Origin of the sequence: Sporosarcina sp. SG10008 (assembly GCF_044569405.1) — a bacterium.
Classification (GTDB): domain Bacteria; phylum Bacillota; class Bacilli; order Bacillales_A; family Planococcaceae; genus Sporosarcina; species Sporosarcina psychrophila.
On record NZ_CP172607.1, the window covers coordinates 2,883,868 to 2,897,443 of the forward strand.

15 protein-coding genes are annotated in these 13,576 nt (G+C 43.5%); 3 read left to right on the forward strand and 12 right to left on the reverse strand.

All coding sequences use genetic code 11. The annotated features are described in order from the left end of the window. Nucleotides 1-21: 21 nt before the first annotated feature. The 3 genes from ACGLYD_RS13865 to ACGLYD_RS13875 form a co-directional block, all read right to left on the reverse strand. A complete protein-coding gene (locus ACGLYD_RS13865; RefSeq protein ID WP_342538843.1) occupies nt 22-996 on the reverse strand; it encodes a sensor domain-containing diguanylate cyclase in 975 nt (324 codons plus the stop codon). Nucleotides 997-1,016: 20 nt separating this feature from the next. Continuing rightward, the gene (locus tag ACGLYD_RS13870) at nt 1,017-1,826 is read right to left on the reverse strand and encodes an alpha/beta hydrolase (protein ID WP_342538844.1); all 810 of its coding nucleotides are present in this window, start codon (nt 1,824-1,826) and stop codon (nt 1,017-1,019) included. Between the two features lie 428 nt (nt 1,827-2,254). Further along, nucleotides 2,255-2,878, reverse strand: a complete 624-nt coding sequence (locus tag ACGLYD_RS13875) for a TVP38/TMEM64 family protein (protein WP_342538845.1) — start codon at nt 2,876-2,878, stop codon at nt 2,255-2,257. A 157-nt stretch (nt 2,879-3,035) separates the two neighbouring features. Here ACGLYD_RS13875 and ACGLYD_RS13880 point away from each other — a divergent pair, with 157 nt between their 5' ends. The 3 genes from ACGLYD_RS13880 to ACGLYD_RS13890 are packed head-to-tail and all read left to right on the forward strand — an operon-like array spanning nt 3,036 to nt 4,271. After that, nucleotides 3,036-3,761, forward strand: coding sequence for an AzlC family ABC transporter permease (locus ACGLYD_RS13880; RefSeq protein WP_067211933.1), 726 nt, complete (start codon nt 3,036-3,038; stop codon nt 3,759-3,761). Next, entirely contained in the window at nt 3,761-4,069 is a 309-nt protein-coding gene (locus ACGLYD_RS13885; RefSeq protein WP_067211936.1) for an AzlD domain-containing protein, read from the forward strand. The genes ACGLYD_RS13880 and ACGLYD_RS13885 overlap by 1 nt, the downstream gene beginning before the upstream one ends. Before the next feature lie 34 nt (nt 4,070-4,103). Then, nucleotides 4,104-4,271 carry a hypothetical protein gene (locus ACGLYD_RS13890; protein ID WP_399628491.1) on the forward strand — a complete coding sequence of 56 codons (168 nt, stop codon included), beginning with the start codon at nt 4,104-4,106 and terminating at the stop codon, nt 4,269-4,271. Between the two features lie 91 nt (nt 4,272-4,362). Here ACGLYD_RS13890 and ACGLYD_RS13895 read toward each other — a convergent pair whose 3' ends face one another. The 9 genes from ACGLYD_RS13895 to cccB form a co-directional block, all read right to left on the reverse strand. After that, nucleotides 4,363-4,614 (reverse strand): CsbA family protein, encoded by a 252-nt coding sequence (locus ACGLYD_RS13895; RefSeq protein WP_067211939.1) that lies wholly within the window; start codon nt 4,612-4,614, stop codon nt 4,363-4,365. Between the two features lie 38 nt (nt 4,615-4,652). Then, nucleotides 4,653-5,822, reverse strand: coding sequence for a PDZ domain-containing protein (locus ACGLYD_RS13900; protein ID WP_399628494.1), 1,170 nt, complete (start codon nt 5,820-5,822; stop codon nt 4,653-4,655). 469 nt (nt 5,823-6,291) lie between these two features. Next, entirely contained in the window at nt 6,292-7,740 is a 1,449-nt protein-coding gene (locus ACGLYD_RS13905) for a S41 family peptidase (protein ID WP_399628496.1), read from the reverse strand. A gap of 73 nt (nt 7,741-7,813) precedes the next feature. Then, on the reverse strand, nt 7,814-8,395 hold the full coding sequence (locus ACGLYD_RS13910; protein ID WP_399628499.1) for a redoxin domain-containing protein: 582 nt from the start codon (nt 8,393-8,395) through the stop codon (nt 7,814-7,816). Continuing rightward, entirely contained in the window at nt 8,388-9,035 is a 648-nt protein-coding gene (locus tag ACGLYD_RS13915) for a hypothetical protein (RefSeq protein ID WP_399628501.1), read from the reverse strand. The genes ACGLYD_RS13910 and ACGLYD_RS13915 overlap by 8 nt, the downstream gene beginning before the upstream one ends. Nucleotides 9,036-9,156: 121 nt before the next feature. After that, nucleotides 9,157-10,470 (reverse strand): murein hydrolase activator EnvC family protein, encoded by a 1,314-nt coding sequence (locus ACGLYD_RS13920; RefSeq protein WP_399628503.1) that lies wholly within the window; start codon nt 10,468-10,470, stop codon nt 9,157-9,159. A 34-nt stretch (nt 10,471-10,504) separates the two neighbouring features. Then, the gene (gene ftsX, locus ACGLYD_RS13925; RefSeq protein WP_067211956.1) at nt 10,505-11,389 is read right to left on the reverse strand and encodes a permease-like cell division protein FtsX; all 885 of its coding nucleotides are present in this window, start codon (nt 11,387-11,389) and stop codon (nt 10,505-10,507) included. Continuing rightward, nucleotides 11,379-12,062, reverse strand: a complete 684-nt coding sequence (ftsE, locus tag ACGLYD_RS13930; protein ID WP_067211958.1) for a cell division ATP-binding protein FtsE — start codon at nt 12,060-12,062, stop codon at nt 11,379-11,381. The genes ftsX and ftsE overlap by 11 nt, the downstream gene beginning before the upstream one ends. Before the next feature lie 944 nt (nt 12,063-13,006). After that, a complete protein-coding gene (gene cccB, locus ACGLYD_RS13935) occupies nt 13,007-13,348 on the reverse strand; it encodes a cytochrome c551 (RefSeq protein WP_067211961.1) in 342 nt (113 codons plus the stop codon). Nucleotides 13,349-13,576 lie beyond the last annotated feature (228 nt).

Consider the following 13,576-nt stretch of genomic DNA (forward strand, 5'->3'; position numbering starts at 1 on the left):
TTTTTCGATTGGCTGTCCATGTTACAACTGAAGTGCATGTGTGACCTGATTGCGACCGCTTTCTTTGGATGAATAAAGTGCTTGATCCGCTTTGGATTGGAGAGTTGTTTCAGTGTCTCCTTTTTTCATAGTTGCTATGCCGATACTAATTGTAATTGGGATTTCTCCCAAAGAAGTACTTTCGATATATGATCGAATCCCTTCTGCAAAAGTTAGCGCACCATGTTCGTCCATGCGCGGAAGAATCAATGCAAATTCTTCCCCTCCATAACGGGCAGCGATATTGCCTTCTTCGCATGCAGTCTTCAGACGTTGTGCCAACTTCTGCAGGACCCTGTCACCCATCAAATGTCCGTACGTATCATTAACCTTCTTAAAATGATCAATATCAAGTAGCACTAGTGACAGTGGTTGTGCTGTTATTGCACTTGCGGCGATGTTCGTAGCCAAATCTTCTTGATAACTACGCCGATTTTTAAGTCCGGTTAATTCATCTGTCTCGGCTAAAATCTGCAGCTGGGCGTTCAGTTCTTGAAGTTCTGTTTGCTTACTTTTCAAATCCTTTTGTAGCTGATTAAGCTCAGCAATGGTCTCACTTTTTATCCTAACGGCCTCTTCAGAAGCTTTTTTAGCTTCAAGTAGTTGGAGCTCATACTCGGTGCGACGATGCATTTGAGTAATAATAATGTCATTTACCTGCATCCCGCTTCGATTCTTGCGCAAAGCATTGATGAGCACAGGAATCTCTTGGTCGCTTTTCGACTTGAGGGTGAGATACATTTCATCCACCTTTTTATGTAATCTGATCATCGGAAAAAAATAAAGTTGGTAAAAGAGCCGGCTAGGGACTGTCAAGATTAAGTTGACATGCCTTCCCTGTACGTCGACAAGGTCACCCCCTAGTAATTGAAGTAAGGTTTCATTGATCGTCAATATTGTTCCGTCATCGGCAAGTGAGAGATAGCCGCACGGTGCATAGTTCAATTGTTCATCCATACGAAAATCTACTCCTTAACTCATCTGCTAGCTGATAAATACTCGCAAATCAGGCGAATCGTTTCTTCCGGATGGCTCATATGAGGACAATGCCCCGTTGCCTGCATTAGTATCAATGTACTTCCTGACAGATGGCGGTGAATATAGTCACCGACTTCAATTGGAGCAATTGTATCTTCTGAACACATCATAATTAAGGATGGAACCACCACTTTCTTCAAATCTTCCCGGTTATCAGAGAAGAAGGTGGTCTTTGCAAACTGGCTAGCGATAATTGGGTCCGTTGAACAAAAGCTTTCTTCCAATTCTTTAAACAGCTCCGGACGTTCAGGGTTTCCCATAATAACTTGCGAAAAATTGTTTGCCCATCCAATATAATTCATATCCATCATGTCAAGTAATCCCTCAAGATCCACCTTCTCGAATCCCCCCATGTAATCAGGAGGATCATTCAAATAACAAGGCGAGGGGCCAATCATGATTAGACGCTCAAAATACTCGGGTTTTTGAATAGATGCCAACATGCCAATCATACAGCCAACTGAATGTCCTACTAAAACTACATTTTCAAAATTTAATGTTGCACAAATGTCAAGAACATCTCGTGAATAACCATGAAGATCGCTATATTTACTAGAACTGTAAGCATTCGTATCTGACTTCCCCGATCCTACGTGATCAAAAAGGACAACCCGATATTCCTTTTCAAAGAAAGGTGCCACAAACCTCCAAATATTTTGGTCACATCCGAATCCTGGAACAAAAATGATTGTCTTTGTACCTCCACCAGTAACATTCACATTGTTACGCTTGAGAATATTTTCTTCCATAAGATAACCCCTTTTATCCGAAAATCAATATAAGCAAATAGCATAGATATTGTTTTTCTATCGACCGACAAATTCATTACATGTAAATAGTATTATATAACCACAATAAAGTCATTCCCTTTATAAAACAAGTTATAAACACCTACAATCAATTCCCTTTAGCAAAACAAAAAATAGGGGACGTCCATTTGTAATCAGTTACTTTGTGTCAACTTCAATTCTTGAACGACCTCAATGGTAGGTCGGAACCTAAATTATTGTCGTCTAACTCAAATTGATGACCACGTTTTATCTCCCCGAACAACGTATTGGCTAATACTGTTTGGATGAAAGTCTGTGATTCATACCTCTAAAAAAACCTATCATCCCTACTTTACTTGATGTCTAAGATAGGGATGACAGGAACCATTTCACATAATAGGGAGTGATTACTTGTCATTACGCGAAGCAGCAGATGCACGGAAATCGGCCTCCACTTTTGAATTCAGCCTGCGCTCAAAATATTTACCCACGAGCCATAGTAAAAAGATACCGACTACGACAGCCGCAGTTCGCTTTGGATCCGTGAATAATGCTTTAATGTCATAGCCGATATAACTAATCATGAAAATCATGACAAACTTTCCGGCCATCAGTGTGACTAAATAATTCTTTTTCTTCATATCAGATAGGCCAGCCACAAGATTTACGAGTGCGGACGGTGTAAACGGGAAACACAGAAATAAAAATAAGGGTCCGAAACCGTTTCTATCTACCCACTTGATCAACTTTTGGATACGTGCACTTTTTGTCAAGAAATTAAGTAACCGATTGCGTCCATATTTTCGGATGATCAAAAATACAGCATAAGAACCCACAACAGTTCCCGCCCATGACAGAAGGAATCCATACCAAAGACCGTAAGCGCCTGCATTCGCCAGAACAAATGCAAAGAGCGGAAGAAACGGTAGAAATGACTCGATAAATGGCAGTAATAGCCCAAGAAACGGCCCAAGTGATTTATAGTGTTGTGCTAATTCGATTATTTTATCAGGATTCATCCACTCATTCATTAGTAACAACCTCAATTCAAAAACTTTTTTCGTCAGGCTTTCTACTTTTTGATTACATAAAAATACCCCGTATTTAGAGTTTTCCTTTAAATATGAACATTTAAACCCTGAAGTATAGTATAATCGCTTAAATATACTTTGGGAAGATGTGAATACAATGAAGAATAACCAATTCTCAGCTGGTCTAAAAGCAGGGACGAGCATTGCAATCGGATATTTCCCCGTAGCTCTTACATTTGGACTGCTCGCAAAAACTGCCGGCTTGTCCATTATAGAAGCTACGGCAATGAGTATATTCGTCTACGCCGGTGCCGCACAATACATGTCGCTCAGCCTAATTACATTAGGCATCGACCCGCTGTTGATCGTCATGAATACATTCGTCGTCAATATTCGACACTTTCTTATGACGGCTTCGCTCAATGAAAAGATGCAGCCCGCACGAAAATGGGTAAAAGCGATCTATGCGTTCGGCATTACGGACGAATCATTTACAGTACTCGCAACAGGAAAGAAAGGAAAGATTCCGACCGCATTCGCATTTGGGGTATCGTTAATTGCGTATGGCAGTTGGGTCATCTTCACCGTTATCGGTCACATTATCGGCGCAAATCTTCCACAGTTTTTACAAGCCGCAATGTCGATTGCACTCTACGCAATGTTCATCGGATTACTTGTTCCTTCGATGAAGGGCAACCGCAAAGTTGTCATGCTCGCTGCACTTGCTGCCGCCATCCATTGTGTCCTGTACGTAACAGAGGCCTTGTCGACAGGCTGGTCCATTCTTGTTGCAACACTTGCATCTTCTATTCTTGTAGAGATTGTTTATTCACGGCGCGGGAAAACGACTGAAACGATGTTCAAACGAGAGGAGGAAGTTTAATGGGGCCTAGTTATTGGTGGATGCTTCTTGGTATGGCGCTTGTGACATACATTCCGCGTATGATTCCGCTGACTGTTTTAGACGGTAAAGAGTTGCCGCCGGTTGTGTCAGGTGTCTTGCGTAATATTCCCTATGCTGTCCTAGGTGCACTCATCTTCCCAGCAATTTTGTTTGTACAGGAAGGGAATATATTATTTGGGGTGCTTGGAGCTGGTGCCGCGTTTTTAATCGCCATTTTTGGCGGCGGGGTGATGTCTGTTGTTCTCGGCACGATTGCAGTGCTGGCTGTTTATAGTTTGTTTATGTGAGGGCCGCGGGGTTTCGGTCTTTTTTTATTGGGGGATGGGGTTGTTTGGCGGCGGATATGCTCGGTTGACGCGGGATATGCTCGGTTGGGCACGGGGTATGCTCGGTTTGGCACGGGGTATGCCCGGTTGGCGCGCGATATGCTCGATTGGCATGGGATATGCTCGGTTGACACGCGATATGCTCGATTGGCATGGGATATGATCGGTTGGCGCGCGATACGCTCGCTCAAAAGGAAAATCCCTATTTCATCCCACAACAAAACCGCTCCTTTAACAGCGAGCGGCTCCATTCGTCAATCCTCTTGTTCATGCTGCCTTGCAATCTTCATCATACGTGTCGCATACCAAAACCCGACCGTGAGCGATAGCGCATCCGCCCCGTAAAGTAGCCAGTTATGCGTATAACCGGCATATACTGAAGCTGCAATCAACGCAACCGTCAAAATAAGGCCGACGACGTGGTGAAATGTCACACGGGTGAATAAAATAACAAGTAATCCTGGCAAAAGCAAGGCAAGTAACAGTTTAGTATCGAATGAATCCATTTTCAACATTCCTTCCAGAGTAATCGTTCACTCGATGTTTACCGAACGACGAGAAGTCCTAGGCGATGGTGGTCATGTCGATAAATAACCTGTTGCATAAGCCGAACTTCCCCGTTACGATCAATCACTTGCAAGCGACAATGTGCAGCATTTAGCTGAATCGCGTCGTATAGTTCTTTCTCGTTGCTTACCTGAAGACCATTTACAGCACGAATGTATTCACCCGGCAGAAGCCCCATTTTTTCTCCAGGAGATCCTGGTACAACGCCCGCGATGACAACCCCCGCTGGACGCGGCGCAACAGCGAACCCACCTTGCCTGTCACGTACCGAAGCCGTAATGGAAATGGCGGCGCGACACACTACCCCTAGTAGTAAAGCTACCCATCCTAAAATCGGAAGCCATAATGCAGCAAGCCCTACGATAACGACAATACCGCCTGTCCAAACGATAGCGCGGCCAATTTTCGGGAATAAAATATCTGGATACAGCGAGCGAGCCACTTGTGAAAATCCGATTATAACAGGAACCGGAACAAAACTGAATGCACTCTCTCCAAATGTGAATTGCGGCCAATATGGTACGAAAGCCGAAATCATATCCCCTGGCACCAGAAATACTACTGGCAACAGCCATAGCCGCTTCGTCTTGAAGGCTGCAGCACGCAGTCCACGGTTTGTATGCATCAAGGACGGCGACGCATAGCGGATCGTATGACGTCTAATAAGAAGTCCTTCTACAATTAAGAATAACCCAGCGATGACTGGAATCGTTACCGCAAGATCGCCAAGTAAATCCGCCTGCCCTGGCGTCCAGCCACGAAACGAGAAATTCCCCATATACTTTTCTATGAAATAAAGAGCGAAAAAAGCCGCAGACGCAAAATAAATCGGTGAAGTCACTTTATAATAGAATGTCAGCAGTGCAATAAGTGCTGACGCAGAAAATAGCACAAGCCAACCCGGATCTGCTAGCAAACCTGCCCCGGAAATCAAAATGGACAGTACGAGCGCATAGGGCCATGACTCTGCCAATAGCCGCTTTAATTCTGTTAACCCCGGCAACAATCGGACTTTGAAACTCCGACGCTCTTTTTTCACACGGAAATACCCAACTCCAACTGCTGTAAAAAGAACCGCTATGAATAATGGATTCAGGAAAAACAGCGCAACCGCTTCTACTATGTCAAACATCGTTTTCTCGGACACGAACCGTCACCATCCAATCTTCGTTTACACTATCATGTTTCTACATTGTAACAAAAGAATCCTGCTCTATGTGAAACGGTATTGAATTATTCATTAAATGGTAAAAACCGCTTATAGTTTTGGTGTTGTGTAGGCGATAGTCTTGGCTCTTCCCCTTGAAGTCATGGCCATCAAAGTTAGTTAGGGCAAATATCGACTTCGTCATGGCTCTTCCCCTTGAAGTCACGGCCATCCCACGCGAAGTCATGGCTGCACGTGTTAGTAAGGGCAAAACCGAACTTTGTCATGGCTAGTCTCCTTGAGGTCATGGCTATCCCACGCGAAGTCATGGCCGACAAAGTTAGTAATGGCAAATATCGACTTTGTCATGGCTCTTCCCCTTGAAGTCATGGCCGCCTGCCGTCCATCTCATCCAATAAAACAAATAAAACCAAAAAACTCCCGACATCGTAACGTCGGGAGTCATCGTTCACTTTCCATCTACTATATGATGGATATAGCCAATTGCCATTTGCAGCTGATCGTCATTTTTACGGTCGTTTCGGAATTCTTCCACTTTAATTTTTACCGTTGAGAAGAATAATCGATCCATGGTCGGTCCCGCTTCTACTTCAGCATCTTCACGAAAAGCGCTAACTGCACGAGAAGTTGATTCATCAAAAAATCCGTCGTTTCGAGCGACACTATATCCTAGGCCCGTCAGCAACTTCTGGCCATAAGCGATATCGTCGTGATAATCGCCTTCCGTATAGACTTCTGTGACGAGTCGGATATGCTCGCCAAACAATTCACTTTGAACAACTTCAAGGTCTTCTTTCACACCTTTTCCGTGAATCCACTTTTCTTTTGGTGTGAGCCATTTATGAGTCGACAACTTCATCTCTCCACCGTTTGACAAGTCCAATGTTTCTTGAACCGTTCCTTTTCCGAAACTCGTTGCACCAATGATGTAGCCTCTTTTTAAATCTTTCAATGCAGCGCTCATCACTTCACTTGCGGAGGCACTGCCTTTATCCTGCAGTAAAACAATCGGCATTTTTTGCAGCTTTTCATCATATGGAAACTTGTCGGTCTTTTCCGTAACGAGCGGTTCCAGCGTTCCAGCCGCATCTTGCATATAGGCAAAAGTCGTATCTTTCTTCACTAAACTGCCCACGATACCGCCAACAGTATGCAGGTAACCGCCGGGGTTGCCGCGCACATCGATTATCAGTGACTGTGCCCCGTCCTTAATAAGCTTGTTTGTTCCATCCAGCCACTCTTGGCGGCTCTCATTGCCGAACATCGTAATCGATATGTAACCGATCTTCTGTCCACGCTCTTCAATCATTTCAGTGGATACAGTTTTTACAGGAATACTGTCCCTCACGACCGACACTTCGATATGCTTATCCAAATCAGGCCTGAAAATCGTCATGGAAACCGTTGTCCCTTTCTTACCGCGGATTCGCTGTACAACGTCTTGCAGTGATTCCCCTTCAATTCGCTCGTCGTCAATACGAACGATTTCGTCATACGGCTGCAAACCCGCTTTTTCAGCTGGAGACCCTTTCACCGGAGCAACAATGATGTATTTCCCATTCGAGCGCGTAATTTCAGCGCCGATCCCGATTCGCTCTCCTGCCAGCGATTCCTTATGGGCGGCCGCCTCTTCCTGCGACAGATACGTCGAATACGGATCGCCGATGACATCCGCCATTCCGCGCAGCGCCCCTTCAATCAACCTGTCCTTATCCACTGGGTATACGCCTTGTTTCTTGATGACGTTGAACGCTTCATCGATTACCGGAAACGACGCACTTAGCGTCCCCTCTTCCTTCTTAGCACTTCCTTCTCCTGCACAACCATCCAACAGAAGAAAGACGACCGTCGCCAAAGCGGCCAGTATGACGAATAACATAAACCGGCTTCTCTGCATAATGCAATGTCCCCTCCTCCGTCCACTATATGAACGATAAAGGAACATTACGACAGCAGAAAACCGGCTTTCTTCAATCTAAATTCTTAACAAGGCTCCTCAATGCTTTTTCATCCATCGGCCCAACAATTTTCTGACTGATCTTACCGTCCGTGCCAATCATAAACGTTGTCGGAATTGGGATAATCCGGTAATCATCGATAACGGTACCTTCTTTATCCAGCGGAATCGGGAACGTTAATCCATAGAGTTTGATGAATTCCTCAACGCCCTTAAGGCCCCGCCTTTCCTCCGTCGTCAAGTTGACCGCAATAATTTCCACATTATCGGTATCCTTATATTTCTTATAGTATTTCTGCATATGCGGCATTTCCGCCTTACATGGACCACACCACGAAGCCCAGAAATTTAATATTACTTTTTTGCCCTTCAAATCCGATAACTTCACCACATCACCAGACATCGTAGACAGTTCAAAGTCAGGCGGAACCGAACCTTTTTCCAAACCAGGCTCATCTTCTAATACACTAAAATCTGCACCGATCAGAAATTCATCAATTGGTTTCGGTTTGTCCAAATTCGATTTCACCATAATGACCACCATCGATCCGATAAGCAGTACAGCTATGATGAATCCGAGTGTTTTCTTATTCATAGATATCCCCCCAATCTAACTTTCGCATAAACACAATCACAAAAAACAATCCCATGACTACAGTCGTAATAAGCGGTGTCTGAATAAATTCATCTGGTTGGACGGCAGCCACAAAAACATGAACCGCCATAAACACAAGTGCAAGTTGAACCGGCCAATTATCCGCTTTCCCACTATTCATCCAGAAAAATACCGCGAATAACCCAAATACAACTACCGTTACTACTTGCGCAATCATTTCGCCTTCATTCAATAAAACCATTATCACCTGATACACAACTTGAACTAAAACTGCACCCGTAAAAAGTGCCCGAAATCCATTAGCATCAAGCCGCCCCTTCTTCATGTCCCATAAGGTCTTCCCGGCAATAAATAGCAGCCCCAAGTAAAAACCGACTGCCCCACCGTGGAAATAAACAATCGCAAGTGGTGACCGAAGAACCGAATTGAAATCAGTGAGTACTATACTCAATTTCCAAACAATCACCAAGTAAAAGAACGCATCTCCTATGATTTCCGCCTGCTTCTTCCCAAATCTGAACCGAACTGCACTATATGCAACAACAAATGCTACCATGAGGGCAATCCAAGACGAGGGAACACTAAGGCTTCCTATCGTGAAAAATGAAGTGACTGGCATTCGCATTTGCCCCCTTCAACACCTAATACCATAATCGTATCCAAAAATAGCATCGAAAGCCATCATTCTAGTTGAAAGAAACAAAAAAAATCCGCCTCAGTCTTGAGGCGGACACAATTAGTTAGAATGATACATAACGTAATGGATTCACGGCACTTGGTCCAGATGCAGACCAGTTTCCGATATGCATTTCAAAATGGAGGTGAGGCCCGGTCGATGCGCCTGTGGTTCCAATCTTCCCGATGAACTGGCCTTTCGCAACTTGCTGACCAGCGCTTGTATTAATGCTGGACAAATGTGCATAAACTGTTGTGAAAATCTGCCCATCAATTGAATGTGTCACCATGATTACATTGCCGTAAGTTCCCATTGGTCCGGCGTGGGAAACAACACCGTCACCCGCCGATACAACAGATGTTCCAGTGCTATTCGCAATGTCGGCTCCACGGTGCTGCCTTTGAGTGCCGTAGATTGGATGCGTTCTCCAACCGAATGACGACGTGTAAGTTCCGGAAGCAGGTTTCGTCCATGTCCCATTTGAGACGGGTGGAAGATAAGAAGATGAACCCCCACTACCACTACTATTTTGTTTGTCTTTCGCGGCTTGAGCTGCCGCTGCTTTACGTGCAATTTCAGCTTGACGCGCAATTTCAGCAATACGTTTTTGTTCTGTTATAATTTTCTTTTCAAGATCCTTACTAACTTCATAAGTTTCATGCAAATCAACTTCTAGCTTTTCTTTTTCGTTGGCTAATTTCTGTTGTTCTGCTTCTAGTTTATCGATTAACTTATTCTTATCACTTTTCTGTGCTAAAAGAGATGCTCTCAAGTTTTGAAGTTCTTTTTTAGCGGCTTCCTGCTTGGCAAGTTTTGACTCGACAAGTGCTTTTTCTTCTTCAAGCTGCGCAATATCACTCGCTTGTTGCTCCATAATACTTCGATCTGCATCCATTAAAGAATTGACAGCCGAAAAACGGTCTATGAAATCTGCAAAACTATTGGCTCCGAGAAGAACGTCAAGATAGCTAACTTGTCCGCCTTTTACTTGCATAGCACGAACACGTTCACGCAATACCACGTCACGCTCTTCAATTTTCTTTTCAAGATCAGCAATTGAAATGCGTAACGCATCAATTTCTTCGGTTGTTTTATTTATTTGTCCGATAACACGGTTAATCTGTTCATTGGATTCGTTTATTTTAGCGTTAAGTGCTAAAATTTGATCCGTAATTTTTTCGATAGTCGTTTTTTTGCTTTTAATTTCAGTATTCTTTTTACTAATTCCCGTATTCAATTCACTTTTCTTCTTATCAAGTAATTTCTGTTCTTTTTTCAGGTCATCCAAAGGACTCGCTAAAACTCCCGCTCCACTAATAATAGTGGACAGGAAAACGATTGCAATTGTACCTGACAACAGCTTTTTATATCTATTCAACTTCCCAGTTCCCCTCTCACACTCTATCTATCAATTACACTTTAAGAAATTTACGCACAGACATAAAGCTGCCCCAAATACCAATAAAGATCCCCATAAACAGAATCAGTCCGTTCAGTTGGATTATAAATGGTGTCGTGTTTAGTAATTGGAACAATTCTCCTTGTAGCTTCGGTTCCAAAAGCTCGAATAGTTTGTAATAGGATATAGAAATGATGAGCATTGGAGCTAATGCCCCCAAAATGCCAAGCCACATTCCTTCCAACAAAAACGGAATACGCACGAAGTTATTCGTCGCTCCGACTAATTTCATAATTTCAATTTCAGTTCTTCTAGCAACGATAGTTATTCGGATCGTGTTCGAAATAAGGAACATCGCCGTGAATAACAGTGCCAATATCAAAACAATACCGATATTCCGGCTCAGGTTAAGTACATTGAAGAGTTTCTCCACTTTTTCTTCGCCATACACGACCTCATATGTATAGTCGTATGTATCAATTTTCTTAGCAATAGTAGCAGTCTGTTGTGGATCCTTCGCTTTTACATAAAGTGCATCGCCAAGCGGATTACTCTGTTTATATAAACTAAGTTCGTCACCAAATGATTTAATCATCTTGTCTAGCTCAGCATCTCTCGACGAATAGACCACTTCGAGAACGCCATCTGTCGAACGAACTTTTTCTACCAGCTCTTTAATTATCAACTTATCTGCAGCTGGATCCGCAACCACTTTAATTTCCACGTCATTCTCGATACTTTGCGCGAGATGATTAAAATTCATCATAATCACGATGAATACACCGACAAGCAGGAGGGTGACAGTAACAGCACTGACTGACGCAAATGTCATCCAGCTGTTACGGCGAATACTTTTGAAGCTTTCTCGTACATGCCGACCGAGTGTTCTAGCCTTCATAATACTCACCTCCGTATTCGTCACGGGTAATGAGCCCGCCTTCTATTGCGATAACACGGTGTTTTATAGCGTTAACAATCTCCCTATTATGGGTGGCCATGACAATCGTCGTTCCACGAGCATTAATCTGTTCGAAGATCCTCATGATCTCCCATGATGTTTCAGGGTCAAGATTTCCTGTCGGTTCATCTGCAATGACAACTTTCGGTACATTGACGATTGACCTCGCGATGGAAACACGTTGCTCTTCTCCACCTGATAATTCGTTCGGGAACATCCGCGCTTTTTGCGTAAGTCCGACAAGCGCAAGAACATCGTTCACTTTTTTTCGTATTTCTGCTGGCGGTGCTTCAATGACTTCGAGCGCAAACGCCACATTCTCGTAAACATTCAATTTAGGTAATAATTTAAAGTCCTGAAAAACGACACCAATCTGCCTGCGCAATTGGGGTACACGTTTGTTACGCAATGTTGCAAGATTTATACCATTAATAAGAATTTCTCCACTTGTTGGTCTTTCTTCACGATACATCATTTTAATAAATGTCGATTTACCTGCACCACTCGGACCGACCACGTAAACAAATTCTCCCCGGTCGATTTCGATGTTAATGCCATTTGCTGCTACGACACCGTTTGGATACTTTTTGTAGACATTTTTCATCACAATCATTCTAAAACCACCTGAATATTTTTGTCTCTCTTTTTTTCCAACAGCCCCATTATAACATGATTCACCCTTCTAAGTATTACAGTTGTGTTTCAATTAAAACTTGAATATAACGTCGATAAACATAGAACGTAGTACTATTATACAGTAGAACTAGTAGACCAAAAGACCAACTCACTTGTTTGTATTCGACCTTTAGGAGGTAACTCCTCTTTTTATTGGCAATAATGTTTGAACTAGCGGATGGTTTTATCGAATGATGAAGAGTGCCGTTGAACTGTGGGGGAAATGCGGGAGCTATGTCTAACTGTCATGGTATTTCTATTAACTGTGAGGGCTTACTGTCGAACTGTCACCGCATTTCGACATACTCTAAGGGCAACGCCAAACTGTCATGGCTTTTCTGTTAACTGTGAGGGCTTACTTTCGAACTGTCACCGCAAGTCGACATACTCTAAGGGCAACGTCTAACTGTCATGGCTTTCCTGCTAACTCTGAGGGCTTACTGCCAAATTGTCACGGCAAGTCGACATACTCTAAGGGCAACGCCAAACTGTCAGGGTATTTCTGCTAACTGTGAGGGCTTACTGTCGAACTGTCATGGCATTTCGACATACTCTAAGGGCAACACAAAACTGTCATGGCTTTTCTGCTAACTGTGAGGACTAACCGCAGAACTGTCACGGCAAGCCAGCATACTCTAAGGGCAACGCCAAACTGTCATGGCTTTTCCGCTAACTGTGAGGACTTACTGCCAAATTGTCACGGCAAGTCGACATACTCTAAGGGCAACGCCAAACTGTCAGGGTATTTCTGCAAACTGTGAGGGCTAACCGCAGAACTGTCACGGCAAGTCGACATACTCTCCCGACAAACCCCACCCATCCCGTCAATAAACAAAAAAACCGCACCAGGCATATCGCCCAGTTGCGGTTTCATTGTAAAAGTTATTTTTTCTCAGCAAGCCATTTTGCAACTGCGTCTGCTTCTTCACCTTTGATAAGACCAGGTGGCATACTGCCGCGGCCGTTGATGATTACGTCATGGATTTCTGTTTCAGACATATGGTCACCAACTTTTGATAGATCGGGACCCACGCCGCCTTTAAGTTCAAGGTTACCGCCGTGACAAGCGATACAGCTCGTGCTAACCACTTTTTCAACGTCTACTGATGCTGTTTCATTACCAGTACCTGTTGTACCCTTATCTTCTTCTTTTGCTTTGTCGCCGCCACATGCCCCAAGGACAAGAACAGCTCCCAACATAATTGCTAAAAACTTAGTTTTCATTTTCTTACCTCCATTTATGAATTATTGTACTGCCTACCTAAGTATACCAAAACAACGTGCATTAAAATCACCTAGGGATTACCCTAAATTCATCAAACCGTCGACAAATAGCGTCTTCTCAACCTCCACTACAGTTTGTCTCAACTTTGTGAACTCCATTATTAGACGTGCCAAACGACTAATAACATTAAAATTACGTCTGTATTAGTTAATATACACATAATCCAT